The sequence below is a fragment of the Haladaptatus pallidirubidus genome, assembly GCF_020700235.1.
Classification (GTDB): domain Archaea; phylum Halobacteriota; class Halobacteria; order Halobacteriales; family Haladaptataceae; genus Haladaptatus; species Haladaptatus pallidirubidus.
Map to the genome: position 1 here is coordinate 372,167 of NZ_CP085301.1, position 23,443 is coordinate 395,609.

General features: G+C 59.1%; 27 protein-coding genes. 16 read left to right on the top strand and 11 right to left on the bottom strand.

From position 1 onward, the window contains the following. The first annotated feature begins 38 nt into the window (after nucleotides 1–38). Together LIX15_RS02130 and LIX15_RS02135 are read left to right on the top strand one after the other, a co-directional pair. Nucleotides 39–506: an Lrp/AsnC family transcriptional regulator gene (locus LIX15_RS02130; RefSeq protein ID WP_227775865.1), complete on the top strand. Its 468-nt coding sequence runs from the start codon at nucleotides 39–41 to the stop codon at nucleotides 504–506. Nucleotides 507–549: 43 nt separating this feature from the next. Next, on the top strand, nucleotides 550–1,683 hold the full coding sequence (locus tag LIX15_RS02135; RefSeq protein ID WP_227775866.1) for a DUF63 family protein: 1,134 nt from the start codon (nucleotides 550–552) through the stop codon (nucleotides 1,681–1,683). On the opposite strand, the gene LIX15_RS02140 is transcribed toward LIX15_RS02135, so the two are convergent. From LIX15_RS02140 to LIX15_RS02155, 4 genes are all read right to left on the bottom strand, one after another. Then, nucleotides 1,680–1,850 carry a hypothetical protein gene (locus LIX15_RS02140; protein WP_227775867.1) on the bottom strand — a complete coding sequence of 57 codons (171 nt, stop codon included), beginning with the start codon at nucleotides 1,848–1,850 and terminating at the stop codon, nucleotides 1,680–1,682. The genes LIX15_RS02135 and LIX15_RS02140 overlap by 4 nt on opposite strands. A 150-nt stretch (nucleotides 1,851–2,000) precedes the next feature. Continuing rightward, the gene (locus LIX15_RS02145) at nucleotides 2,001–3,713 is read right to left on the bottom strand and encodes a YcaO-like family protein (RefSeq protein WP_227775868.1); all 1,713 of its coding nucleotides are present in this window, start codon (nucleotides 3,711–3,713) and stop codon (nucleotides 2,001–2,003) included. An 87-nt stretch (nucleotides 3,714–3,800) separates the two neighbouring features. Then, entirely contained in the window at nucleotides 3,801–4,625 is an 825-nt protein-coding gene (tbsP, locus tag LIX15_RS02150) for a transcriptional regulator TbsP (RefSeq protein ID WP_345409965.1), read from the bottom strand. Between the two features lie 473 nt (nucleotides 4,626–5,098). Next, a complete protein-coding gene (locus tag LIX15_RS02155) occupies nucleotides 5,099–7,219 on the bottom strand; it encodes a hypothetical protein (RefSeq protein ID WP_227775870.1) in 2,121 nt (706 codons plus the stop codon). Nucleotides 7,220–7,326: 107 nt separating this feature from the next. On the opposite strand from LIX15_RS02155, the gene glyA reads away from it, so the two are divergent. The 4 genes from glyA to LIX15_RS02175 all read left to right on the top strand — a co-directional run bounded on the left by glyA (nucleotide 7,327) and on the right by LIX15_RS02175 (nucleotide 10,536). After that, on the top strand, nucleotides 7,327–8,574 hold the full coding sequence (glyA, locus tag LIX15_RS02160) for a serine hydroxymethyltransferase (protein WP_227775871.1): 1,248 nt from the start codon (nucleotides 7,327–7,329) through the stop codon (nucleotides 8,572–8,574). 138 nt (nucleotides 8,575–8,712) lie between these two features. Continuing rightward, nucleotides 8,713–9,252: a hypothetical protein gene (locus LIX15_RS02165; RefSeq protein ID WP_227775872.1), complete on the top strand. Its 540-nt coding sequence runs from the start codon at nucleotides 8,713–8,715 to the stop codon at nucleotides 9,250–9,252. Nucleotides 9,253–9,322: 70 nt separating this feature from the next. After that, nucleotides 9,323–9,493, top strand: coding sequence for a hypothetical protein (locus tag LIX15_RS02170; RefSeq protein ID WP_227775873.1), 171 nt, complete (start codon nucleotides 9,323–9,325; stop codon nucleotides 9,491–9,493). A 149-nt stretch (nucleotides 9,494–9,642) separates the two neighbouring features. After that, nucleotides 9,643–10,536 carry a bifunctional methylenetetrahydrofolate dehydrogenase/methenyltetrahydrofolate cyclohydrolase gene (locus tag LIX15_RS02175; protein ID WP_227775874.1) on the top strand — a complete coding sequence of 298 codons (894 nt, stop codon included), beginning with the start codon at nucleotides 9,643–9,645 and terminating at the stop codon, nucleotides 10,534–10,536. A 48-nt stretch (nucleotides 10,537–10,584) separates the two neighbouring features. On the opposite strand, the gene LIX15_RS02185 is transcribed toward LIX15_RS02175, so the two are convergent. Both LIX15_RS02185 and LIX15_RS02190 read right to left on the bottom strand, forming a co-directional pair. Further along, a complete protein-coding gene (locus LIX15_RS02185) occupies nucleotides 10,585–11,586 on the bottom strand; it encodes a peptidoglycan hydrolase (protein WP_265338400.1) in 1,002 nt (333 codons plus the stop codon). A 213-nt stretch (nucleotides 11,587–11,799) separates the two neighbouring features. After that, a complete protein-coding gene (locus tag LIX15_RS02190) occupies nucleotides 11,800–12,516 on the bottom strand; it encodes a DUF7117 family protein (RefSeq protein ID WP_227775875.1) in 717 nt (238 codons plus the stop codon). A gap of 91 nt (nucleotides 12,517–12,607) precedes the next feature. Between LIX15_RS02190 and LIX15_RS02195 the strand changes: the two genes are divergently transcribed. The 4 genes from LIX15_RS02195 to LIX15_RS02210 all read left to right on the top strand — a co-directional run bounded on the left by LIX15_RS02195 (nucleotide 12,608) and on the right by LIX15_RS02210 (nucleotide 14,687). Beyond that, nucleotides 12,608–12,853, top strand: coding sequence for a hypothetical protein (locus tag LIX15_RS02195; protein ID WP_227775876.1), 246 nt, complete (start codon nucleotides 12,608–12,610; stop codon nucleotides 12,851–12,853). Between the two features lie 211 nt (nucleotides 12,854–13,064). After that, entirely contained in the window at nucleotides 13,065–13,442 is a 378-nt protein-coding gene (locus LIX15_RS02200; RefSeq protein WP_227775877.1) for a DUF7528 family protein, read from the top strand. 62 nt (nucleotides 13,443–13,504) lie between these two features. Beyond that, on the top strand, nucleotides 13,505–14,428 hold the full coding sequence (locus tag LIX15_RS02205; RefSeq protein ID WP_227775878.1) for a DUF1028 domain-containing protein: 924 nt from the start codon (nucleotides 13,505–13,507) through the stop codon (nucleotides 14,426–14,428). Between the two features lie 112 nt (nucleotides 14,429–14,540). Further along, the gene (locus tag LIX15_RS02210) at nucleotides 14,541–14,687 is read left to right on the top strand and encodes a DUF8555 family protein (RefSeq protein ID WP_175609654.1); all 147 of its coding nucleotides are present in this window, start codon (nucleotides 14,541–14,543) and stop codon (nucleotides 14,685–14,687) included. A gap of 311 nt (nucleotides 14,688–14,998) precedes the next feature. Here the strand turns inward: LIX15_RS02210 and LIX15_RS02215 are convergent, their stop codons facing one another. Then, complete coding sequence (locus LIX15_RS02215; RefSeq protein ID WP_227775879.1) at nucleotides 14,999–15,286, bottom strand: amphi-Trp domain-containing protein; 288 nt, start codon at nucleotides 15,284–15,286, stop codon at nucleotides 14,999–15,001. A gap of 101 nt (nucleotides 15,287–15,387) precedes the next feature. Between LIX15_RS02215 and LIX15_RS02220 the strand changes: the two genes are divergently transcribed. Beyond that, nucleotides 15,388–15,663 carry a PadR family transcriptional regulator gene (locus LIX15_RS02220; RefSeq protein ID WP_227775880.1) on the top strand — a complete coding sequence of 92 codons (276 nt, stop codon included), beginning with the start codon at nucleotides 15,388–15,390 and terminating at the stop codon, nucleotides 15,661–15,663. Nucleotides 15,664–15,774: 111 nt separating this feature from the next. Here the strand turns inward: LIX15_RS02220 and LIX15_RS02225 are convergent, their stop codons facing one another. Beyond that, the gene (locus LIX15_RS02225) at nucleotides 15,775–16,992 is read right to left on the bottom strand and encodes an AI-2E family transporter (RefSeq protein ID WP_227775881.1); all 1,218 of its coding nucleotides are present in this window, start codon (nucleotides 16,990–16,992) and stop codon (nucleotides 15,775–15,777) included. 93 nt (nucleotides 16,993–17,085) lie between these two features. Between LIX15_RS02225 and LIX15_RS02230 the strand changes: the two genes are divergently transcribed. From LIX15_RS02230 to LIX15_RS02240, 3 genes are all read left to right on the top strand, one after another. Beyond that, nucleotides 17,086–18,357, top strand: a complete 1,272-nt coding sequence (locus tag LIX15_RS02230; protein WP_227775882.1) for an MgtC/SapB family protein — start codon at nucleotides 17,086–17,088, stop codon at nucleotides 18,355–18,357. Between the two features lie 55 nt (nucleotides 18,358–18,412). Next, the gene (locus LIX15_RS02235) at nucleotides 18,413–19,744 is read left to right on the top strand and encodes a class-III pyridoxal-phosphate-dependent aminotransferase (RefSeq protein ID WP_227775883.1); all 1,332 of its coding nucleotides are present in this window, start codon (nucleotides 18,413–18,415) and stop codon (nucleotides 19,742–19,744) included. A gap of 70 nt (nucleotides 19,745–19,814) precedes the next feature. Next, nucleotides 19,815–20,423, top strand: a complete 609-nt coding sequence (locus LIX15_RS02240) for a bacterio-opsin activator domain-containing protein (protein WP_227775884.1) — start codon at nucleotides 19,815–19,817, stop codon at nucleotides 20,421–20,423. A gap of 124 nt (nucleotides 20,424–20,547) precedes the next feature. On the opposite strand, the gene LIX15_RS02245 is transcribed toward LIX15_RS02240, so the two are convergent. Both LIX15_RS02245 and LIX15_RS02250 read right to left on the bottom strand, forming a co-directional pair. After that, entirely contained in the window at nucleotides 20,548–20,871 is a 324-nt protein-coding gene (locus LIX15_RS02245; protein WP_227776953.1) for a ribbon-helix-helix protein, read from the bottom strand. A gap of 50 nt (nucleotides 20,872–20,921) precedes the next feature. Next, nucleotides 20,922–21,197, bottom strand: coding sequence for a hypothetical protein (locus LIX15_RS02250; RefSeq protein WP_227775885.1), 276 nt, complete (start codon nucleotides 21,195–21,197; stop codon nucleotides 20,922–20,924). Nucleotides 21,198–21,355: 158 nt separating this feature from the next. Between LIX15_RS02250 and LIX15_RS02255 the strand changes: the two genes are divergently transcribed. Next, the gene (locus LIX15_RS02255; protein WP_227775886.1) at nucleotides 21,356–22,279 is read left to right on the top strand and encodes an HhH-GPD family protein; all 924 of its coding nucleotides are present in this window, start codon (nucleotides 21,356–21,358) and stop codon (nucleotides 22,277–22,279) included. Between the two features lie 270 nt (nucleotides 22,280–22,549). Here LIX15_RS02255 and LIX15_RS02260 read toward each other — a convergent pair whose 3' ends face one another. Continuing rightward, nucleotides 22,550–22,696, bottom strand: a complete 147-nt coding sequence (locus LIX15_RS02260) for a hypothetical protein (RefSeq protein WP_227775887.1) — start codon at nucleotides 22,694–22,696, stop codon at nucleotides 22,550–22,552. Nucleotides 22,697–22,770: 74 nt separating this feature from the next. Between LIX15_RS02260 and LIX15_RS02265 the strand changes: the two genes are divergently transcribed. Continuing rightward, nucleotides 22,771–23,352 (top strand): NADPH-dependent FMN reductase, encoded by a 582-nt coding sequence (locus LIX15_RS02265; protein ID WP_227775888.1) that lies wholly within the window; start codon nucleotides 22,771–22,773, stop codon nucleotides 23,350–23,352. Nucleotides 23,353–23,443 lie beyond the last annotated feature (91 nt).

A 23,443-nucleotide genomic window follows, 5' to 3' on the forward strand; every position in this document is an offset into this window, starting at 1 on the left:
CGTGCAGTTATTTATCATTGGGGCATTTGGGTAGCGATATGAAGCTGGATGATACGGACCGCGCGATTCTCAAAGCGCTCCAAACCGACGCCCGAACCCCGTTTAGCGAAATCGCCCGCCAAATCGAAATGTCCAGTGCGACGGTTCACGACCGGGTCAACCGGATGGAAGAAGCGGGCGTAATCACCGGCTATCACGCCAACGTAAACCCGAAGGAAATCTCGCTCGGAATTTCCGCTTTCGTCGGTCTTCGCGTCGAACAGGGTCGGGAGAAGGATACGCTCAAGAAACTCGAAAACATCGACGGGATTCAGGAGGTTCACCTTACGACGGGGTCGTGGGACGTGATGGCGCGCGTGTACGCTGAAAATGCCGACAGCCTTCGCGAACTGATGTTCGACAGAATCGCCCAGATGGACGGTTTTTCGCGTTCTCAAACCATGGTCGTCCTCGGGTCGCCGTTCGAGAGCGAAGAACTTCCGCTTTCTATCGACAACGAAGAATAACGATACCGGAACTGTAAAACCCGCTCGCTCCGGTTCGTGCGATATGGATACCGCAAGTGAAGGAATCGACAACGAACGAACGTGGGCGGGTGCCGTCGCCGCCGCCATCATCGCGCTGGTCGGTGGTTCGCTCGCGTTCCCGAAACAGGTGTACGACGGCTTTATCTGGCACTATTTCTGGGGGCCCGTGGTCGCCGACGCGAAAAACGCACCGTGTGCGGTTCGTGAAGACGGAGCGACGCGGTTCATCTCCGACGCCGAAACCTGTGCGACCCTTCCGGAACCGGTCGCGGAACCGGGCTACACGCTCGTCTCCGAAATCGGCTACGCGGTGACGCTCATCGTCGCACTGGTCGGCCTCGTTTTCCTCCTCCGCCGACTCGGCATCGGCCAGGACAGGAGTCTCTTCTATGCCCTGTTCCCGTTCATGCTGTTCGGCGGGGCGCTTCGGGTCGTGGAAGATGCCGACAACGCACTCCAGCAGGTCGGCGGCGGTGCGATTCCGTTCCCGTGGAATACGCTCATCATCAGCCCGGTAATCTACTTCACCGTTTTCGCCGTCACGCTCCTCGCCGTGGTCGTGAGTGTCGCGGCGGCCCGCCGAGGAATTTTCGACGGGTACGAATACTCCCTCGCCGGAATAGGGACGCTGGCGCTCGCAGTCACCGTCGGCTACCTCTCCTACCTCACCGTCACGACCGAAGCGGTTGGTTTCTACCCGCAAATCCTCGTCGTCGTCCTCGGCGGAGCAACGGTGGTCACCGCGATTATGTGGGTGGCAATCGAGCGATTCAAACCAGGAATCAACGCCGGAACCGCCGGTATCGGTGCGGTCATCATCTGGGGCCACGCTGTTGACGGCGTCGCCAACGTCGCCGTCCTCGACTGGGCGCTGGAACTCGGTCTCAAGGGAGAGTACGGTGCGAAACATCCCGTCAATCAGGGAATCGTGGACATCACCTCGTCCGTTCTCCCGAGTTCGATAACGTCCGTCATCGGCACGGCGTGGCCGTTCTTGCTCGTGAAAATCGCCGCGGCCGTGGCCGTCGTCTGGGTGTTCGACCAGCAAATCTTCGAGGAAAGTCCACGCTACGCTATCTTACTACTCATCGCGATTCTGGCGGTTGGTCTCGGTCCCGGAACGCGCGACATGCTCCGGGCGGCGTTCGGAATCTAACGGAGCCGTTCGAGCGTCGATTCCGGGAAGTACTGGTCGCCGCAGTTCGCACACGCCGCGACATCGACCGACCCGACGTTTCGGAATCCCAGTCGGTCTACCGAAACGCTCTCTTTCGAAAGGGGCGACCCGCACGTCGCACAGGTGAGGTCGAACTCCGTCGTCATACTATCACCCGATCCGACGTGTAACGCGTTTTATGCATGATTAATAGTTCACCACTGCGGAAACTACGACCACATCCACTATAAACATGTGTGTTTCGTTAGCACAGCGCAACTAGCGTACGATTTCCTCAATTGCGAACGTTCCCCAGATTATGGATACGGATGCGGTTCCCTGTTCAGTTCCGAATCGAATCCGAGTTCGTTCGGCACGGTACGGGCACGCTCGCCGAAGAACGGCTCTCCGGTGAACAGCGGTTGGGCCTCGGGTGCGAGCACGCGCACCGCCTCGAAACCGAGCGATTGTACGTCTCGCGTCGTGAGACGCGCGCCGTAGACGGCGAACGCTTCGCTCGCCCGCGAAACGACTGCCCGTAGTTCGGCAGTACCTCCGGCAACCGATTTCCCGACGCTATCGCTCGGAATCGTCGTTTCGGGCGCGACGAGCTCTCGAACCGGTTTCGGAAAGTCGGCGTACCGGGCAATCGAACCTTCCGCGTTCGCCGCGTCATCCGGCCCCATCAGTTTCAGTTCCGTCCAGTTCTGGAGGGCTTCCGAGAGCGCAGACCGCGCCGCGGAATCCGGGTCGAGATTCGCCCCCGACCCGACCGCGAATTTCGGCCACTCTTCTTCCCGGTGCACCGCGACGGCGACGACCGGAACGTCCACGTCCTGGGTTACGAGGAGGGCAGTGACATCCAATTTCTCCGCGCGCGCTCGCTTCGCCAACTCCTCGAAGCCCTCGTCCTCGACGTGCAGACCGAGCGGTTCGAACGAGGAATACCACGCAAGCATGGTCGCATCGCGCTCTATCACCTCGTACAGTCCCGACAGTAGGGCCTCCGTGGTCGAATTACCCAGCCCCAACCCCGTCGTTATTGCGGGCTTGAATCGGGCGTCGAGAGGCGGAAAATGAACGAATTCCGCCGGGAGATGAACCGGATTGCCGGTTCCCAAATTCCGACCCGGAATCCACGCGAGTTCGTCGTTTTTCACCTCCTTCCAATCGTCAGGACGGACGAATTTCGCGGGCGAAACGGCGTCGTCGAGCACAGACGGGCGGGCCACACCGAACTCCGATTCGCGGTAGATTCCCGCGCAGTAGCGCTCCATCCCCTCGCCCAACGCCTTCATGAGCGCCTCGTCCCAGTCGCCCGCGACGCCCGCAGATTGTTCCGCGCACTGTGCATCGCTGAATCCCGCCGTCTTGCAGATATTCGCCAGATAGTACGGCACCGGAAACGAAGACACCTCGCCGAGCGATTGGACGATACCGACGCGCTCGTCCAACGCGATTTCCGCGCGCGAAATCGCCTCGTCCAGCGTTCGCTCGGAATGGTCGATGCCGAGCGTTCGGTCACGGGCATCACCGCACGCTGGACAGTTCGGAACCGGAAGCAATCGGTGCTCTGCGTGCGGTATTTCTACAACACCGCCGAGCACCGAAGAGCGCTCGCCGGAACGAAGCGTCACCGCTTCGCGTCCGGCGAGCGCTCCCGCGAAGCGGGTCGCTGCGGTGTCGGTTTCCGTCACCTCCGTTCCGTCGGTCTCCTCCGCGTTCGCCGCGACGCGTGCGCGAAGACATTCGAAACACGCAGTGTCGGGTGCGAAGCCCGACACTGCGGCATCGACATCCGGAAACGATCGACCCCCGACCCCGCCGAGTTCGACGGCGAGCCACGGCGTTCCGGAACGATTCGCGCGTGCAAAACGGTTCGACCCGACTTCGCCGGCGACCACGGCGAAATCGACGTTTTCGACCTCTTCCACCTCGATTTCGGTGACGGTTTCATCGACAGCAGAAAGGGCGGCGATGACGGCGTCAGTTGCGGAACCAGTTCCGACGACGCCCAGCAGGTTGCTCATGTGCGGGATGAGACGGGGAGGTGGCAAAAACGCGGCGGATAGCCGTTGCTCGTGACCGTGAAAAATGGAAAAGTTTGGACGCGGGAATTAGTGCAGGATGCCCTGTGCGACGCTCGCGAGCTGGTCGGTGTCCGCGGTCTGAAGGTCGTCGTTGGCGAGTTTCAGGCGGAGTCGTGGGCGACCGACGTCGATTGGAACCTTCTCCGTGCCGATGAGGCCCATATCTTCGAGCTTCGTCTTCGTGCGGGAGAACGTCGCTTTGCTTGCGATGCCGACGTCCTCGCCCCATTTGCTGATGTCGTAGAGGAGGGCTTCGTTTTTCGCCGCGACGAGCAGGCTGATGGTCACTTCGTCCAGACCGTCGCCGTCTCCGCGGGCGGTTTCGAGCGAGGAGAGGACGCTGTTGAAGTCGTCTTCCGCCTCGGGGCTAATTTCGTCGCTCAGCGTCTCGCGGACGCGCGTGATTGGCGGCGTACGGAGCGAGAAGTCGCTCGCGTCTTCCCAGTGGGACGTGTACGTGCTGTAGGCCGCGTCGACGAAGTCGTCGTCGTCGGAAGTCAGCCCGCCCACGCGGTCGCCCGCAGTGACGAGTGCAATAACGACATCGTCGGTGACGAGGAGCGAGTTCCCGGAGGAATCGTCCGTCGTGCGCAGAGTGAGCGCACCTTCGTCGATGAGGTCTGCAGCGTTGCTGGCGATGATGAAGTCCTCCATCACGTCTTTGAGCGTGCTCTCGTCCGCGAGCATGCGCATTTCGGGGAGGTCGCCGTCGTACTCGGTTGCGGCGTCGATGAGTTCTTCGATCGCGCTACCGGATGGGTTGACGACAACCATCACTTCGGGTCCTTCGTCGATGACGGTACGAAGGATTTCGTGGACGCTTTGGTTCAAGAGGTTCGTTTTTGTTTCCATATCCGGACGGACGAGATTCATCTATTTAATTTTAACGCTCAAACCCGACGGAAATCATAGGTTATATAGCATGAACAATTAGTCAATGCTGTAATTATAACCGTGCAATTCGAATAATACCACCCTGAAAACCAGAAACTCTTCGGAATGTTATAAATTCGGAAATCTGTTCGGAGAGGGGTCGGAGACGGCGAAAAAATCAATTTTTCGTCGCATGCAGGCGTTGCTGAACGGCACTCTACAGATAAATACGGAGAGTAATCGCTAATTACCAATTACGCCTTCTGTGAACAGTCCGAAAGAATGAAGTATGAATGTGAGAGACCAACATATACCATGCGAGGTAAAATACGCGAGTGGCTCATGGGACGTCCGAATGCAATGAACGTGGCTTTCGGACTGCTGTTGGGATATACGTACATTCAAAACACTGCTATAGACCCGCTTGTAGCACAGGGTGCTGGCGGAGGGCCTTAACACAAACTGATTTGATCAAGTAGTTCGTTTTCTCCCGACCAGTATAGTTCACCATCGTACAGAACAGGCATTTCTGCTCGTTCGAGAAATGAACGTAATTCGTCGCTATTTAAAATGAATGAGGTTTCATTTCCATATAAATGTAATTCCTTGTTCCCGTCGATGTATGGTTCATAATATCCACCAACCAGAGAGATAGGAAGTGAATTATATTCTAGCTCAAATTTGTTTCTGTACCGTTCGACATTCCCTAAAACCGGCATATGGTTATTACACTGCGTCAACTGGTACGTCCCATCACCAACAACAGCGTAATCCTTGTTCATCATAATGCGCCGTCGTGCGAGTTGAAGTGCGTTTTGGATGCTGAACCCGTTTATCAGCAGCCGGGCGAACGACACGCCGACTTTCGCGGCCTGCTTGTTCAACACTTTGTTGAACGTAACCGCTCCTGCGACGCTTCCTTTCTCGATCAGTTTCATTCCCTCGTAGTACGACCCGCAGGCGTTGAGGAAGAACGTTTGAACCTTGCTTTCCTCGATGTTCTCGACCGCGAGATTGCCATCCGTACATCGGAGTCCGTCTTCCTCGCAGTGGCCGATGTAGTGAACGTAATCGCACGGCGTCTCCAGTAACTCGGCGAGTTCGTCGCGCGTCAGATTCTCGTGGATGGTGACTTCGATGGGAAGGTCTTCCGCGCGATCGAGATAGATGTCGGCGGCGTCTTTGTGTTCGTCGCCCATCTCCTCGTCGTTCAACACCAGCGCTACTTCGATGTCCTCGCTGTCGCGCTCGAAATACTCGAACCGGTTTTCGTAGGCGCTCGGGTCGGCTTTGAACACGTCGATAGGAACGCCCTCGGCGAGCCAGCCGTGAACCCGACCGCGATGCAGCGTCGGATTGATTCGTTCGACCGAGTTGACGTTCTCCGCCCGCGCGCTTCGACACGACTCCCCGCCGGCAACCGCGCGTCGGGTGGCGTTCGATTCGCTCGGGGCGTTGCGGTAGAAGTCGCCGAGCGAGGCATCCAGCAGTTCGTTCCGGTTGAGATCCGACGACTCGGGGAGGTAGATGAGGCTGAGGTTCGAAAGCAGATACGGAAGCGTCGAGACGTTCTCCACCGACGGTTCGACGTACATCGAGAGATGCCAATCCGGTAGTTCGTCGTCGATTCGCTCGAACTCACAGAGGTCGTAGGCGACGAGCTGTTCGACGGGCGTCGCGTCGTAAATCGCTTCCGAGTCGATTTCGAGGTCATCCAGAAGCGAGATTTCCGCGAGGTTCCAGTGATACGGTCCCGCGTTACGGACGAGACAGTCGAGGAAAAACACCCGCCGAAGCATCTCCGCGACTTCGTGTTGATAGTTCGGAAGCGGACTGAAGGAGTACGTGAAATTGGCGGCAGGTGCCCGGAGAACCGGTGCGGTTCGATTTTCCACGATAACTTCCGCCTGAAGATAGTATGCCAGTGGCGCGGTGACGAACAGCGTTTTGAAATCGTCGGGGACGCGAAGTTCGATGTCGACGTCCTTTTTGTTTTCACGAACCGGCTCCGGAATTCGTAGTTCGTCACCCACCTCGAACCGTGGCGGATGCCCCCGGAGCGTCGGAAACGACCGGTCAGAGCCGGTGGTCTTGTGCGACGAAGAGGCGTAGGAAATCGCGGTCGCCAACCCCTCCGTCGTCGGCGGGATGGTTATCGTATCGACGGGAATTTCATGATGGCTTCGGAACCCGAGTGTCACCGGAATTCTGTCGCGGAAAGAGACAATTAACGCATCGAAATCGCACGTTTTTCGGATCGTCGCGGGGGCGGAAAACCGGAGATACGTCTTTACGTTTCCGTGGATGTTCGCTAAATATTCTTCGTCTGGGAGTGTGAGTATCCCGGTATCGCTTCCGTGATGTTGTCGTTCGCCCGATTCCACGTCGGTAATCGTCACTAAATTCGGCGGAAATCGGAGTTCTGAGGCGAATCCGGAGACGGTTTCGTCGATGGGTCTCTCGATATCGTACCCTCGCCCACCACTCCGCCAGTCGGGCGCACCTATCGAAATTTCCGTTTTCGTCCGGTCGAATGCCCGAAGGCCGGTATCCGTTTCCTCCCACTCAATCATACCGGTAATAGAAGCGTTATCTCACTATTAGTTTATATTTCTGTCGGGGATTCGGAGCCTACTCAGCGAAAGGTAAACTTATACGCCGCGGTGTCGCGGAATTGCACATGGAGTACGACCACGTTCGAGCGGTCGACCCGGCAGTCGCAGATGCTCTCGAAGCGGAAGTCGAACGCGAGCGCGACACGCTGGAGATGATCGCCAGCGAGAACTTCGTCAGCAAAGCAGTGCTGGAAGCGCAGGGAAGCACCCTGACGAACAAGTACGCGGAAGGGTATCCCGGCGAGCGGTACTACGGCGGTTGTGAGCACATCGACACCGTCGAATCGCTCGCAATCGAGCGCGCGAAAGAACTCTGGGGCGCAGAACACGTCAACGTCCAACCGCACAGCGGGTCGCAGGCAAACATGGGCGTCTATCTCGCCGTTCTCGACCCGGGCGACAAAATCCTCTCGCTCGACCTGACCCACGGCGGCCACCTAAGCCACGGCCACCACGTCAACTTCGCCGGCAAGCTGTACGAGGTCGAACAGTACAAAGTCGATGCCGAGACGGGCTACCTCGACTACGATGCGCTGTACGACCACGCCGTGGAGTTCGAACCGGATATCATCGTTTCGGGCTACTCGGCGTACCCCCGCGAAGTCGAATGGGGGCGGATTCAGGATGCCGCGGACGAAGTCGGCGCGTATCACCTCGCGGACATCGCCCACATCACCGGTCTCGTCGCAGCAGGGGAACATCCCTCGCCGGTCGGCGTCGCGGACTTCGTCACCGGTTCGACGCACAAGACGATTCGCTCGGGTCGCGGCGGTATCATCATGTGCGACGAGGAGTACGCCGACGCCGTCGATTCGGCGGTCATCCCCGGCATGCAGGGCGGCCCCCTCATGCACAACGTCGCCGGCAAAGCGGTCGGATTCAAGGAAGCCCTCAAACCCGAGTTCGAGGAGTACGCCGCGCGAACCGTCGAGAACGCGGAAGTCCTCGGCGAGACGCTCCAAGACCACGGCTTCGGCCTCGTCTCGGGCGGTACCGACACCCACCTCGTGCTCGTGGACTTGCGCGAATCCCACGAAGACGTAACCGGAAAAGATGCGGAAGAGGCGCTCGAAGAAGTGGGAATCGTCCTGAACGCGAACACCGTCCCGGGCGAAACGCGCTCGCCCTTCGTTGCCAGCGGCATCCGCGCCGGAACGCCCGCGCTCACGACCCGCGGGTTCGATACGGACGACATCGAACGCGTCGGCGACCTCATCGCGCGCGTAGTGAACAATATAGACGACAAAGACGTGAAAGCGGAGGTCGCGGAAGAAGTGCAGGCGCTCTGCGACGAGAACCCGCTGTACGAGTAGGTTCGAAACTCGGTGCGGTTTCGATTCGGACAGTCAACACAAAATTTATTCTCAATTTTCATGAATATCGTGTATGATGAAACCACGGCGGCATTTTCTCAGCTGTTGTAGCACGCTCTTTACGTTTTTAGCGGTTGCGTGGGCCAAGATGTCGGCAGTAGTCCCGACACGACGACCACGACCGAGCAGGATTTTCCCGAGACGATTTCGGTGACGGAGAGTATCGAACGCGAGGAAATCGAGTATCTGCCGGAAAACGATTCGATTCGATACGTCGCGGCTTATCGGAGAGGAGAAAGCGGGACAGAGGCGGGCGAATCGAACGACCCACCCGAAAGCGAACCGGTGTACGAAACGATTCCGTTCGATGACTGGGCGGAGACGGGGTGTGCAAGTGTCGGTGCAAAGGCGGTCAACTCGGCGATGAAACGTCGATTAGGTACTGCCGATGGCCTCGCCACGGGAATCACGCACGAGAACGGACGGCGAATCATCTCGATCACACACCAAACGATGCTTGACCGGGACGGCGATGTGGTTTCGGAATCACACGTCAAATACGAACGAGTGAAACGAGTGGCACCGAAACAGGTTCGGGCAACTATTTCGCTCGACAGTAAAGAACACACCTCGGTCGTTCCGATAGAGACGGAACAAACGACGATACAACAGCAGTAGTCGCGGAACAGTCGAGAACGACTGTACGCTGGTGCGGTAGATGTAACTACGCATACGGAGAATTTCACCCATGTCAGAACAGCTAGCGGGGTTCAAAAGCGCGGACATCGTTTTCACCGACGGAACAACCCTCACCGACGTGACCGTCGCCATCTATCCGGGGTGGATACGAATCCAGACCGAATCGACGAACCAGTTCCATCCCCGCGAACAGATAGACCGGATTCAGTCGAATCGGTGAGAGCGGACAACAGTTGCAGAACAATAGCCGAGGATTTCGGGGTTCTGCCTCTCGAATTTGAGCAAGTTTGTGTATATATTGTAGATATTATAGCCAAAAATACGCACGAACCCGAATGTTGAAGGGGCTTCACACCGGATAATCCGCCAATGACGGACATCATCGACGGGAATTCGGTTGCCGAACGGATTCGAAACGACTTCGGAGCGAGCATCGACGCGCTGAAAGACGAAGGTGTAACCCCCGGGCTTGCGACGGTGCTCATGAGCGACGACCCCGCGAGCGAAACCTACGTCTCGATGAAACAGCGCGACTGCGAGGAGGTCGGTATCGACGGCATTCACGTCGAAATCGATCCCGATGCACCCGCCGAGGAGTTGTACGAAACCATCGAAGAGCTGAACGACGACCCCGAGGTTCACGGGATGCTCGTCCAGATGCCCGTCCCCGACCATGTCGATTCCCGACAGGTCATCCGCGCCATCGACCCGGCGAAGGACGTGGACGGCTTCCACCCGGAAAACGTCGGAATGTTGGTCGCGGGGCACCCGCGATTCAAACCCTGTACCCCCCACGGCGTCCAGAAACTCCTCGAATCGGCGGATGTTGACCCCGAAGGCAAGGACGTTGTCATCGTCGGTCGGTCGAACATCGTCGGCAAACCGCTCGCCAACCTGCTCGTTCAGAAAGCCGACGGCGGCAACGCGACGGTGACGGTTTGTCACTCGCGCACCGACGACCTCGCCGCAAAAACGAAGAGTGCGGATGTCGTCGTCGCGGCCTGCGGCGTCCCGGAACTCATCGACGGGTCGATGATTTCGGAGGGCGCGACGGTCATCGACGTCGGCGTCAATCGAGTGGACGCCGACACCGAGAAGGGGTACGAACTCGTCGGGGACGTGGCGTTCGATAGCGCGAAGGAGAGAGCAAGCGCGATTACGCCGGTTCCGGGCGGCGTCGGCCCGATGACCCGGGCGATGTTGCTGTACAACACGGTGAAAGCCGCCGGACAGCAAAACGAGGTCGAAGTGGAACTGCCGTAAGCCGTAGACCGAAAAACCGAACCGCCATCTAAAAACTGCTATTTTCGTTCAGTTGCCGATATCGACGAGCGCCTGCCACGTGTTCGGGCCGACGATACCATCGACAGCGAGGCCAGCGCTGGATTGGAAGCTCTCGATAGCGCTCCGTGTTTCCGGCCCATACACTCCGTCTACGGCGATGCTGTAGCCTTCGTCGTAGCGCAGTTGATGCTGGGCGGCGTAGGTCGCCCAGTAGGGGTCGTTATTGGCGTCCTGCACCGTGACGACGAGTTGGCTCCACGTGTTCGGGCCGACGACGCCGTCCACGCTCAGCCCGTTAGCCGACTGGAAGGATTGCACCGTATTCGTCACTTCCGAACCGTAAATCCCGTCGTGGTAGTTCAGGTTGTAGCCGTGCTGTTCCAACAGGTACTGGATGGTGTACACGGCTTCGCCTTGGTCGCCGTTCGAGTAAATCGGCCAACTGTATCCGCCGGGGTCGTCACCGAAGGTGATGTGGTCTGCCAGCGAATTCATCACGTCGCGGATGCCCTCCGCCCAACTGATGTCCGTCGCGTAATCCTGATTCATGCCCCGCAGGGTCGGCCCGTAGGACGAGTAGTAGTGGTCGCCGCCGGGTGTCAGGTATTCGTCCCGAATGACGGGCATGACCGTCCGGATGCACTGTGATTTCGAGGAGAACGATTCGGCACAGGAGTACGGACAGCTATCGTACGCTTTCCAGCCGTAGATATTGTTCTTGTCCCGTGCGATGTTACTGGTGCCCCACGCGGACTCCCACGCGGCGTGAGCGGCCATGTACACCGGATTGATGCCTTCTTGGTAGCTGACATCGACCCACGTGCTTCCGAGTCCGATGAGCGGACTGTCGGAGCGAACCTGCCGAATCGCGTAATCGAGGTCACCGCCGGAGATATCCTCGGTGTTCGTCAGGTCGCTGTCGATGGAGTATCGCGCCGCGACACTCGTTCCCGAGAGAGCGCCGATGCCACCGATGGTTGCGATGCTTGCCGTCGCACCTCTGAGAAACGTCCGTCGTGATTGTTTCATGCGTCGAAAGTATATTAGTTTGTTTCTAGTATTAATCTTTATAATTATAATTGATAAATACATTACTAGGAGATATTAAATTAAATTTGAGAACTAACCTCACAACACACATCAGGAAGAAAACTGAGCCGAGATATTCGTGCACCCACTCCCTGCGAACGACTCACACCGCACTATGAACCTCACACTAGTACAGAATACTCACGTACCAACTCACTCGATTCGGTCGAGCGTATCGCGCGTGCTGACCAACGCGTTCTCGTCTCCCTCGCGGAAGTAGCGCGCGAGGTCGCGCGCCGACGACACCAGTGTATCCGCCGTGTCGATGTCGAGACCGCCTTCAAGCGCACGCGCGCGACGGACGTGTTCGCCGAGTGTTTCGAGCGTGTTTCTTCCCTCGCGGCCCGCGTCGTGTTCTCGCACCCAGTCGCCCATTTCGTCGTGATAGTCGTGAAGCGACTCCGAAACCGCGAGCCCGCGAACTTCGTACAGCGATTCCGGTACGTCCGCGGTGGCGGGACGTTCCCCGGTGTCTGCCCCGCGAAGCAGGGAGAAAAAGTACAATTCCTCGTCGTCGCGTATTTCTAACGCACGGGAGAACACGTCTGCGATGTGTCTGAGTTCCTGCGCCACGAGATAGGTGTCGTCCAGCGGTTGCAGTTCGCCACCCTTGATGAACCCGCGCTTTCTGACGTACTCGCGTGCGGTATCCGCCACGAGGGCCGAAACCTCGCGGAGCGGCCGTTCATCGACCGCTTCGCGTGCTTCCGCCAAATCGAGGGTGACGGCGCTGTCCGTGTGCTGGACGCGGTCGTCCTCTAGTCCGACGCTCTGCATACTCTCGCAAGTCGGGCAGGCCACGCTTCCGGTGTCGTAGTACGACCATTGCGTGCCGCAGTTTTGGCATTCGCGGGTGCCTCGAATCTTCATGTTCTCCCGTTGTCGTGCCGGGGTGAAAACTCTCACGCGGCCGAAGACTAATTAGCAGAATTTTGACTATGTATGAAATGGAAAATAACCCATGAGCAAATACGAAGAACCACTGCTGAACCTTCGCGCGCCGATTTCCGCGCGAGTCTGGTCGGATTATGCGGCACCAATTGCGCTCATGACCGGCGTTTTGCTCGCGTTGATGTTCGCGGTTGCGGGCGCTGAGGCGGTGTCGGTCGTAGCCGTCTTCGTCGGCCTCTGCGTCGGGTTACTCGCCGCTGGATTGCTCACCTACAATCTGCTGATGGTCGGTGTGATTTGGTTCGACCGTCGTTGAGATCCCTTCCCGAAGTCGTCCCGTAACTTTATCAGTCGTCTCTGACTATCCATTAGCACGATGTCGAGTGATACTCGCTCGGAGGATAGAGTAAGTCGCCCCGGGGCGACTGGTCGAGAAATTCTCGGCCGCGCATAGCACCAGTTCTACCGACGTTTGCAATCGCGACGAGCCATCGGTTTCCGCCACCGCCGCCGAAAACGGCGTCTCCGTGGTTGTTCGCGGCGAACGACACGACCTCTCCAGACGCGAGGCCGACCGTCTACGAGACGCGCTCGGACGGGCGCTGACCCAACGAACGGAGTTTTTCAACACGGTGGGCGAACGCCGCGACGACGGAAGCTACGTCGTTTCGCGCAGCGGTGCGGAGTCGTCCGGACACCGGAAGGTGTTCCGGAACTTCGACACGGTGGTCGAACTGTACGGCAGACTGCCCCCGGAGTTCACCGCCGAGTCAGTCGGCGAGCGCGGACTGACCGGCGGACGGAGACACATGCTCGTTCACCACTTCGCGGAACATCCGGAGTTCGACTGCGAACTCGTCTCTCGCCAACCGCTCACCGCGAGGAAGGAGGGGAGTTCGGAGTAGCCGTCTCTGCGAGCGTTTCCGCTGGGTCAACGTTTTTCGGGGTAGCCCGCTTTCTCCCGTCTATGCCACGACCATCGACGTTTTCAATCGTCGCGCGCGACCCGGAACGGGACGCCGTCGGCGTCGCAGTCCAATCGAAATTCGTCGGCGTCGGGGCCGTCGTCCCCTTCGTCAGCGCCGGTGCGGGAGCGGTCGCCACGCAGAGCTACGCCAACGTCGCCTACGGGCCAGACGGCCTCGACCTGCTTCGGTCGGGACGACCCGCCGACGAAGTCGTGATGGAACTCACGGGGGCCGACCCGGAGTTCGAATCGCGACAGGTCGGAATCGTCGGACGGGACGGCTCCGTCGCCGCTTTCACGGGCGACGACTGCTTCGACTACGCGGGCGACGCACAGGGCGAGAACTACACCGTCCAAGGCAACATTCTGGAAAACCGCGAGACGCTCGAGGCGATGGCCGAGACGTTCGAGGAAACCGAGGGCGACCTCCCGGAGCGGCTCATCGCGGCGCTCCACGCGGGCAACGACGCGGGCGGCGACAAGCGCGGCGAGCAGAGCGCGGCGCTGTACGTCGCCAAGCCCGAAGGCGGGTACGACGGGCGGAACGACCGCTGGGTGGACGTGCGCGTGGATGACCACGAAACCCCAATCGACGAACTGGAGCGCGTGTTCAAAATCTACGACGTGACCTTACTGGAGCGGGCGGAACCCGACGAAACCCGGGAACTATCGGGCAGAACCGCGAGCGAAGTCGCCGAAACGCTCGTCGACCTCGGCTTTTTCGAGGAGACGCCGTCGGAGGAGTTCGGGGAGAGAGAACGGAACGCCCTCGAAGCGTTCCGAGGAATGAACAACTTCGAAAACCACTCGCTCGCCGTGTTGGAGGACGCACTGGTTCGCGGATGGAACGATTCTGTGGGAGATGGCGAGGAGAAGATGATTGACGCGATTTGGCACGGACTCTCGCGTTTGGAGCGGAAATGATTCGAGAGACGGTTTAATTGTGGGGTCGAATTTGTGACCGTATTTGAAACGCTCGGTCGAAAGCACATTGCCGATACTGCTAACCGGATGAAACACAAAATTCCGTCCACGCATGAGGGACGAAGACGAAATCCGCGACCAGTACGAATACCTCAAAGAACAGCTCGACAGCGAGGAGATGAACCACGAAGGGGTTCGGCAGATGTTCACCTACTACAAGCGAGCTATCGGCTGGGTACTCGAAGAAGAGCATATCTGACTTTATTTCTACATCGTCTCCAGAGTTATCTAAATCGTTACCTTTAAGTCATTACACCGTCTTGTTGCAGTTGACGCTTCGCTTTGGAGGGCCGAAGCGTCAGCGGGGACCAATTCAGGGCGGCAAGCGGTACGCGGGGTGTTTTCATCCCCGCGTGTTCCGCTTTCCTTTCGAAACTAACTACCGAGCGACTGCACTGTTCTGACTGATTGTAACACGCGTGAACCGACGGCGTTCGATATCACCGATTATCGACAGAACCGAAAAAAGGATAGTCGCCGCGTGTACCGAATTTCGGCGTTTTGTGCCGGTTACTCGATTTTCAGCGACCCGTCGCCGCCGTCGCCACCCTCCTCGCCTTCCTTCCATTCGAGTTCGAACTCGATGCTGAGTTCGCTCGAACCGGACGAAGAGGTTTCTCGCTCGGCTTTCACTTCGAAGACGGGGTTGGTCGGCGGGTCGAGCGTGACGGATTGACTGCCCGCGTTTAGGGTCATTGCATCGCCGCTTTCGAGTTTGTCGGCGACGGTGCGAAGATATCGGGCGATGTCGGTTCGGCTCTGCGTACTCTCCGTTTCGAACAGGACTTCTTCGGGCATATCTCCCTAAAGGGGGTACACGAAGATAAAGACACTCCCGACAAAGAAGTGACCAGATCGTTATATTTATACTACTCAGACAGAAATAGGCGATATTGACGATGTACGAATTAACGGGGTTTCAGCGCGACGTACTGTACGTAATCGCCGGAAACGGCGAACCGCACGGACTGGCTATTCAGGAGGATTTAGAGCAGTACTACGATACAGAAGTCCATCACGGGCGACTGTACCCGAATCTCGATACGCTCGTCGAAAAAGACCTCGTGGAGAAAGGAAAGCGCGACGAACGAACGAACTACTACACGCTCACCAGCCGCGGAAAAAGTCACATCGACGCACGGAAAGAGTGGGAAAAACAGTTCGTTGATCGGTAGGGCGGTTCGATTTCTGAGCCGTTTTCCCGTTTCTCCCCACTACAATCGGCGACCCGAACGAAAACTGCTCGAATCGCGACTACTCCGGTGATTTATCGCCGCCCGTAGGCGTCACTGTCGCTCCATCTGTTTTCGTCTCGTCTCGTCTCCTGCATTCCCACCATCGCCGACCATATCGCCGCTAACCGCTTGTTCGGGGTCGCGCGGCGGTTGCGGGAGCGGTTCGCCGCTGCGAATGTACGTCGGGTCGACCGCCCACGGTTGAATCGGTTTTCCAGCGATAAGTTCCGGCAGCACGACCTCCACGAAGTGGACGACGAGGACGAGAATCATCGGCCCGAGGAAGATGCCGTACCAACCGAACAGCAGTGGCCCGAAGATGTACGCGAACATTACCATTCCGACGTGGAGGTTCCGCCCCGAAACGTAGGGCCGCAAAACGAGGTCCGGAATGGTGTCCACGATGACGAACGAGATGAGGGCGAACGCGAGAGGAAACCACAGCACGTCGGGGGCGCCATCCATCAGTGCGTTCGCGCCGATGACACCGGTAACCGGGAAGTAAACCAGTTTCATCCCGACGACGGGAATGAGGCTGGCGACCCCGGTCAACAGTCCCACGACGGTCGGGTACGGGATTCCCAATCCGGCGGGTGCGATTGCGTTCAACACGTTGTACGCAATCGCGCCGATGGTGCCGGTCATGAGGGCGTTCAGGATGTTACCGAAGAAGATGCTGTTGAAGTCGGTGTCGACCCGCTCGATGTACGTTTCGAGGACGCCCGCGCTGTCGGCGAACGTCCGGCGGAACCATCGAGAAAGCTTGTGATCGTCGCGAAGGAGGTAGAACGCGACGGCAATCATGACGAACAGGTGTAGAGCACCGTTTCCGATGAACGTGACGTATTTGAGCGTCGAACCGAACGCCTGCTCGATGAGTTTCGTGTTATTTCCGTCGGTGAGCAACTGCTCCGGATGCTGTGCGATTTCGGAGACGTCCGCGTACTGGCGGACCGGTTCAGGGAGCGCCGAAAGGTTCGTCGTCTGTGCGACTGTCGTGAGTTCCTGAACCGCGATGGCAAGCGTGTAGACGACGAGTAAAATCGCCGGGAGCGCGAGCGCCAGCAGCGCGACGGCGGCGGCGAGGCTCGGCGGACGGATGCGCCGTTTCAACCGGCGGTACACCGGTCGAGTCGAGTAGTAGAGAAAGAGACCGAAGACGAAGGTCCCGATAAACGAGTAGACGACGAAAAGCGTCGCCAGTCCGAGTGCCGCGCCGACAGACCACCACGCGACACGAGATTTGTCAATATTCCATCCGCTGACCATACGGGGGAAGTTTGTTGCCAGAACATAAAGATTTCGCGCAAGAAACGGCGGTGGCAGCAATTCTTTTATTTGTACAACTATATAGTCTATAGAGTGACCGGATTAGAAGAGGTTTTTGCGTCGGCGACGTTGGAAAGCGATGTCGTTCGAATTGCCATCGCCGGAGCGCTCGGTCTGTTTCTCGGCCTCGAACGCGAGTGGTCGCAGAAATCCGCCGGTATTCGAACGTTCACCCTCATCAGCCTCCTCGGCGCGGCGTTTACCATCGTCGATAAGGACATCCTGCTCGCGCTCGGCGGCCTCCTCGTCATCGTGCAAGGGATTCTCCTCGCGGTACAGGGGTTACTGGACGACGAGGAGGATACGGGGCTGTCCCTGACGACCTCCGTGTCGATGCTCGTCACCTTCGGCGTCGGCGTCCTCGTCGCGGAGGGATTCATCCTCGTCGGCGTCACCGTCGCCGTCGTGTCGTCGCTCCTCCTCGTGTTGAAGCGGGAACTCCACAGTTTCGCGTGGGGAATGTCGCGTCAAGAGCTCAGGTCTGCGGGTGAGTTCGCCATCCTCGCGTTCGTCATCTACCCACTGTTACCGCCGGGTGAAATCGAGATGGGGAGCGTCATGGTAAGCCCACGTCTCGTCTGGCTGATGGTCGTCACCGTGGCCGGTATCGGTATCGCCAACTACGCCATCGTCGAAACCTACGGCGGGCGCGGCATCGCCGTCACCGGCTTTTTCGGCGGGCTCGCATCCTCGACTGCCGTGGTCGGGACGATGTTAGACCACGTTCGCCAACGGCCGGAAGCGGCCTCCTACGGCGTGGCCGCGATTTTGCTCGCCGACGCCGCGATGGCCCTTCGAAATCTCGTCATCGCACTGGCGTTCACTATCGGAACCCCCGGCAAAACGCTGTACGGCGCGATTATCCCGCTCGGGACAATTATTATCGGGAGCGTTGCCATCGCCGCCTACTCGGCGGACTGGTCGCAGAAGATGGACATCGACCTCGAAAGTCCGTTTTCGCTCCGCAACGTGCTCGGCTTCGGCCTCATCTTCCTGTTCGTCGTGGTCGGCGGCGCCCTGGCGAAAAGCCAGTTCGGGGAAACCGGGTTTTATATCACGGCCCTGCTGTCCGGACTCGTTTCGAGTGCGGGCGTCACCGCCTCCGCGGTGACGCTCTACAGCGGCGGCAATCTCGACCAACAGACCGCCGTATTCGGTATTCTGTTGGCCACGGCATCGAGCATCGTCGTCAAGGCGGCGCTGACGATTTCCGCGCCGAATCGACAGTTCGCCTACAAGGTCGCGGTGTGGAGCGGCGTCCTCCTCCTCGGGTCGGGAGCGACCGCAATCGTCGCCGTGCTTTGAACACGCATAGCGAACTTTCCGAACTTTTTAAACGGGGGCTTTTCGTAGCGGAAGCATGGACCGGGAAACAGCCGAGCCACAGGTCCGGGAGATGCCCGGAACGAAAGCAAAACAGTGGTCTGAGTACCATCACCAGTTCGCCGCTCCAACGACGTACGTCTACGATTTCGTCTGGGATATAACGGAAGACGCGACTGGGCCGTTCTGTACCGACGTCGACGGCAACGTTCTTCTTGATTTTACTAGCCACGTTGCCGCCGCTCCACTCGGGTACAACAACCCGAAAATTATGGACAAGCTCCGCGAGTTCGACCTCCCCGACCCGACGAAAATCGCGGGACAGGATTTCTACGCCGCGGGCGGGTGGCCGCCGGAAAACCCCGAATTTCCCGGCCCAACGCAGTTGATGGACCGGTTGGTCGATGCGACGAGTCACTACAACATGGACACGGTTTTCCTCTCGAACTCCGGCGCGGAGGCCGTCGAGAACGCTATCAAAATTAGCTATAACCGCGGCGGCCACCGCGCGTTCACCTTCGACGGCGCGTTCCACGGTCGGACGCTCGGCGCGCTCTCGCTCAACCGCTCGAAGGTCGCTCACCGAAAAAGTTACCCCGAGATTCCGGGGGTCGTGAGCGTTCCGTACTGTTCCTGTACGGCCGAGTGTGAGTGCGGTTGGAAAACGAACGGGCCGGGCGGCAACGTCATCGCCGACAAACTCGACCCCGCACAGGGCGTCATCGACCCCGAGGAGGTCTCGTACATCATCCTCGAACCCGTACAGGGTGAGGGTGGCTACCGCGTTCCGAACGACGAGTTCATCGCGGATATCGCCGAGATTCAGGAAACCTACGACATCAACGTCATCGCCGACGAGATTCAATCCGGCATGGGCCGAACCGGCGAGATGTGGGCGGTTGACCACCTCGAACTCGAACCCGACGTGATTACGAGCGCGAAGGGACTCCGCGTTGGTGCGACCGTTTCGCGCTCGGGCGTGTTCCCCGAGGAGAAGGGCCGACTCTCCTCGACGTGGGGCGCAGGCGACGTCCTCTCGTCGCTTCAGGGCGTCCTCACCATGGATGCGATTCAGGAACACGACCTGCTCTCGAACGTCGATGCACGCGGTCAACAGACGCGCGAACTCATCGAGGATGCGAATCCCGAGAACGTCATCGACGTGCGGGGCCGCGGTCTAATGCTCGCCGTGGAATTCGACACGAAAGACCGTAGAGAAGCGGTCGTGGATGGGGCACTGTCCCGCGGCCTGCTCACCCTCGGTTGTGGCTACAAAACGCTCCGCCTTCTCCCGCCGCTCGACGTAACCGAGCGCGAAATCGACATCGGCGTCAACCTCCTGCTCGACGCCATCGAGGACGCGTCGTAACTCTCCCGCGCTCAGGCGAGAGGATTCACAAACCTCCGCAAGGCTATGTTCTCTCGGAGCGCCTCTTTGCATGAGCGTCACGGCTGACCTTTCAATTCTCGGTGAGGAGTTTCTGCTCGGAACCGCTTTGCTCACCGACACGGACATCCACGTCGAACTGGAACGAGTGGTTCCGGCCTCGCGGCAGGTGCTTCCGTTTTTCTGGACCATCGGCACCGAATTCGACGCCTTCGAGCGAGATGTCCAGTCGAACCCGAACGTCGAGCATCTCGTCTCGTTGAATACGGTGAACGACCGCGACCTCTCCCGAGTCGAATGGAGCAAAGCCGTAGAGAGTCTCATCTACGGAATTGCGGAAGTCGGTGCGACCATCCTCGAAGCGCACGGCGACGACCGTTGGCGGTTTCGACTTCGGTTCAACGACTACGAAGCACTGTCGGAATTTCAAACGTGCTGTGAAAAACACGACATCGACTTTCACCTCGACCGCGTAGCAACGGAAACGGAAATCGACCAAAACGGGTTCGGGTTAACGCCCGAACAACGAGAAACCCCCCTGCTGGCCGTCGAACACGGTTGCTTCGATGTTCCGCGGGGGGTTACACTTGGCGGAACTCGACGAAAAAATCGGCGTCTCACAGCAGTCCGTTTCGGAGCGCGTGCGGCGCGGTGCTGGTAGTGTACTGGAATTCGCCCTCTTCGACACGTCCATCTTCTGAAACTCGCCGAAGAGGGATTGGTGGAATGGACGCCGCACCGCGGCACCGTCGTTTTCGACCGACTGATGGGATGACGGAAACCAGTTAGAACTGATACCGGCGCTCGTCGTCGCGCTGGGGATACTGGGTCGCGCCGGTCATCTCCTCGAACGTCATGCCCGAGAGATACTCGTCGTACGTCACATCGTAGGCATTTCGCAGGTGGAAATCGAGTTTTCCGGTTTCGACGGTCGATTGAAACAGCAGGTGAACCGCGCGACGAACCAATTCCTCGGGGTCTTCGGGGTCGAGGGAGGCGGAAAGCATGGCGAGTTCGTTGTGCGTTTCCCTGTCGAGTGAAACGGACAGTTCGGAATCGAGGTCGGAGTAGGCGGCTTTCACGTCGTCGTTCAGGTCGTCTAAACTCATGGCCGGGTTGTAGGTCGGGCGCGGGATACGATTTTCGTTCTCGATTCGCGTCAAAATTCCTCGTCGCAGTACCGGCAGACGTTCCTGCTGGCGAAGTTGCGGGTCGCGCAGTGCGGACAGACGATATAGTGGTGAGACTGCGGACTCGACTGGCGGGCCGACCGGTTTCCGCGCCCCCGGTGAAGTGCGGTTCCGATTCCGGCGAGCATGAACGCCCCTCCCAGTGCGATCCACGCGGTTGGACTCCGGAAAAAGACGAACGGAGAAACCGGGACGACGATAATTCCGACGCCGATGAGGAACAGTGTGGAGGGCCGGACGCGCATTTTCCGGAGATTAAGACGAGCGGGCAATAAGCCTTCAGGTTGTCCGATTGTGCGTGCGACGAGGTATCGTAGAGCAATCGCGGTTGCACGTCACACCGAATTACGCTCCGCCTTCTCGAATCGCTACCGGTAAACCGAATCCGCACGAAGCACCGGTGATGACCGACACGTCGTGGTCGCTCCCGGACGACATCGACGCGGTGCGCGACGCCCTCGTCGCGTGGTACGAGGACGACCACCGGAGTTTCCCGTGGCGCGAGACGGACGACCCCTACGCCATCCTCGTCTCTGAAGTGATGAGCCAACAGACGCAACTCGGGCGCGTCGTCGCCGCGTGGGAGGCGTTCCTCGACCGCTGGCCGACCGCAAACGACCTCGCGGACGCAGACCGCTCCGACGTGGTCGGCTTTTGGACGAGTCACAGCCTCGGCTACAACAACCGGGCGAAATACCTCCACGAGGCCGCAAAGCAGGTCACCACCGAGTACGACGGCGAATTTCCCGAAACGCCCGACGAACTGCAAAATTTGCAGGGCGTCGGCCCCTACACCGCGAACGCCGTCGCATCGTTCGCCTTCAACAACGGAAACGCGGTAGTCGATACGAACGTCAAGCGCGTACTCTACCGGGCGTTCGACGTGCCGGACGACGACGCCGCGTTCGAGGAGGCCGCGAGCGAACTCATGCCCGGTGGCGAATCGCGCGTCTGGAACAACGCCGTCATGGAACTCGGCGGCGTCGCCTGCGAGAAGACACCGGCCTGTGAAACCGCAGGATGTCCGTGGCGCGAGTGGTGCCACGCCTACGAAATCGGGGATTTCACGGCTCCCGACGTTCCCACGCAACCGAAATTCGACGGCTCGCGCAGGCAGTTCCGGGGGCGCGTCATCTCGATTTTGAAGGAGTACGAGAAACTACCGCTCTCGAAACTCGGCCCCCGCGTACGGGTTGATTACGGCGGCGACCACGGCAAGGAGTGGCTTCGGGAGCTGTGTTCGGATTTGGAAGACGACGGGTTGGTGGAACTGGAGAGCGCGGACGGCGACGAGAACGGGGAATGTGTCGCGCGACTCCGGCGATAGGTACTCAACCGTAATAGGCGTCCAAACGGTCTCGAATCGTCCGCTCAATGTCTCGCATCGTTCGTCTACCCTCGAAATACACCCGTATTGGTGGGTTGGAAATCAACGACAAGAATCCGGAAAACCCGTTGCGGAGCGTTCTGCGGCTCGGTTTCCTTCCAATCGAGTAAGAGCGACAGCGTCGTCGGGCTCGATTGGATTCGGCGCAGTTTCGTCAACCGATAGCAACCCTGCTCCACGTCGTTCGGCAGCGTGGTGTGTCCGGCAGATTCACTTCCAATTCTCGTGGTCGATTCCGACGTAGCGATCGGTAGCGCGGACGAGCGCGGTTTTCGAAACCGCGCTCGCCGATTCGTGGAAATCGCTCGCTGTCAAGGCGCGCGAAGGGTCGAAGGAGGTCGTATCGGGCGACGTCATACGAACAGTTCACGAAGACGACATATGATTGTTTTCCTACAACGTATTTTGCCTTGCCGAACCCAATGTACTCCATGCCCAACGAACCAACCGTCGTTGCGATTTGCGGCAGTCTCCGGGACGAAAGCGCGACGCGGGTCGCGCTTTCGCGCACACTCACCGGCGTCGAGGAGGCGGGGGGAACCGGCGAGCTGCTGGATTTGCGCGAGTTCGACCTGCCGCTGTACGACGCGGACGACCGCCTGGCGGGCGACGCGGCGGATCTCAAACGTGGCGTGCGCGAGGCGGACGCCGTCATCCTCGGAACGCCGGTGTACCACGGGTCGTACTCGTCGGTGCTGAAGACGGCCCTCGATTACTGCGGCTTCGACGAGTTCGAGCAGAAGACGGTCGGTTTGCTAGCGGTTGCGGGCGGCCGATTTCCGATTACCGCGATGGACCACCTCCGGTCGGTTTGCCGGTCGCTCGACGCCTGGGTACTCCCCTACCAGGCCGCTGTACCGCGGGCGCACAGCGCGGTTCGGAACGGGCAATTTACGGACGACGAACTGGCGAAGCGGGTGGCGACGCTGGGCGGGCAGGTCGTTCGGTACTGCAAAATCGAGCCGTGTCCGGCGAGTTTCGAAAGCGAGGAAAATATCGGCGCGGCGGAGTAGCGTTCCGAGACGTGAGATGTTCGGAAATGAAATCGAACGTTGCCGCGGTGAGAATCGGATTGAAAAGGGTGGCGCTTGCCATGGGTTTATC

What these genes read in the sequence shown, in the direction of transcription:
- LIX15_RS02215 (WP_227775879.1), bottom strand. Translation starts at nt 15,286, where the DNA reads ATGCCCGAAGAAGTCCTGTTCGAAACGGAGAGTACGCAGAGCCGAACC.
- LIX15_RS02255 (WP_227775886.1), top strand. Translation starts at nt 21,356, where the DNA reads ATGACCGACACGTCGTGGTCGCTCCCGGACGACATCGACGCGGTGCGC.
- tbsP (WP_345409965.1), bottom strand. Translation starts at nt 4,625, where the DNA reads ATGGAAACAAAAACGAACCTCTTGAACCAAAGCGTCCACGAAATCCTT.
- LIX15_RS02195 (WP_227775876.1), top strand. Translation starts at nt 12,608, where the DNA reads ATGAGCAAATACGAAGAACCACTGCTGAACCTTCGCGCGCCGATTTCC.
- LIX15_RS02235 (WP_227775883.1), top strand. Translation starts at nt 18,413, where the DNA reads ATGGACCGGGAAACAGCCGAGCCACAGGTCCGGGAGATGCCCGGAACG.
- LIX15_RS02220 (WP_227775880.1), top strand. Translation starts at nt 15,388, where the DNA reads ATGTACGAATTAACGGGGTTTCAGCGCGACGTACTGTACGTAATCGCC.
- LIX15_RS02190 (WP_227775875.1), bottom strand. Translation starts at nt 12,516, where the DNA reads ATGAAGATTCGAGGCACCCGCGAATGCCAAAACTGCGGCACGCAATGG.
- LIX15_RS02185 (WP_265338400.1), bottom strand. Translation starts at nt 11,586, where the DNA reads ATGAAACAATCACGACGGACGTTTCTCAGAGGTGCGACGGCAAGCATC.
- LIX15_RS02210 (WP_175609654.1), top strand. Translation starts at nt 14,541, where the DNA reads ATGAGGGACGAAGACGAAATCCGCGACCAGTACGAATACCTCAAAGAA.
- LIX15_RS02140 (WP_227775867.1), bottom strand. Translation starts at nt 1,850, where the DNA reads ATGACGACGGAGTTCGACCTCACCTGTGCGACGTGCGGGTCGCCCCTT.
- LIX15_RS02155 (WP_227775870.1), bottom strand. Translation starts at nt 7,219, where the DNA reads ATGATTGAGTGGGAGGAAACGGATACCGGCCTTCGGGCATTCGACCGG.
- LIX15_RS02245 (WP_227776953.1), bottom strand. Translation starts at nt 20,871, where the DNA reads ATGAGTTTAGACGACCTGAACGACGACGTGAAAGCCGCCTACTCCGAC.
- LIX15_RS02260 (WP_227775887.1), bottom strand. Translation starts at nt 22,696, where the DNA reads ATGACGTCGCCCGATACGACCTCCTTCGACCCTTCGCGCGCCTTGACA.
- LIX15_RS02135 (WP_227775866.1), top strand. Translation starts at nt 550, where the DNA reads ATGGATACCGCAAGTGAAGGAATCGACAACGAACGAACGTGGGCGGGT.
- glyA (WP_227775871.1), top strand. Translation starts at nt 7,327, where the DNA reads ATGGAGTACGACCACGTTCGAGCGGTCGACCCGGCAGTCGCAGATGCT.
- LIX15_RS02225 (WP_227775881.1), bottom strand. Translation starts at nt 16,992, where the DNA reads ATGGTCAGCGGATGGAATATTGACAAATCTCGTGTCGCGTGGTGGTCT.
- LIX15_RS02175 (WP_227775874.1), top strand. Translation starts at nt 9,643, where the DNA reads ATGACGGACATCATCGACGGGAATTCGGTTGCCGAACGGATTCGAAAC.
- LIX15_RS02205 (WP_227775878.1), top strand. Translation starts at nt 13,505, where the DNA reads ATGCCACGACCATCGACGTTTTCAATCGTCGCGCGCGACCCGGAACGG.
- LIX15_RS02145 (WP_227775868.1), bottom strand. Translation starts at nt 3,713, where the DNA reads ATGAGCAACCTGCTGGGCGTCGTCGGAACTGGTTCCGCAACTGACGCC.
- LIX15_RS02170 (WP_227775873.1), top strand. Translation starts at nt 9,323, where the DNA reads ATGTCAGAACAGCTAGCGGGGTTCAAAAGCGCGGACATCGTTTTCACC.
- LIX15_RS02265 (WP_227775888.1), top strand. Translation starts at nt 22,771, where the DNA reads ATGCCCAACGAACCAACCGTCGTTGCGATTTGCGGCAGTCTCCGGGAC.
- LIX15_RS02130 (WP_227775865.1), top strand. Translation starts at nt 39, where the DNA reads ATGAAGCTGGATGATACGGACCGCGCGATTCTCAAAGCGCTCCAAACC.
- LIX15_RS02250 (WP_227775885.1), bottom strand. Translation starts at nt 21,197, where the DNA reads ATGCGCGTCCGGCCCTCCACACTGTTCCTCATCGGCGTCGGAATTATC.
- LIX15_RS02240 (WP_227775884.1), top strand. Translation starts at nt 19,815, where the DNA reads ATGAGCGTCACGGCTGACCTTTCAATTCTCGGTGAGGAGTTTCTGCTC.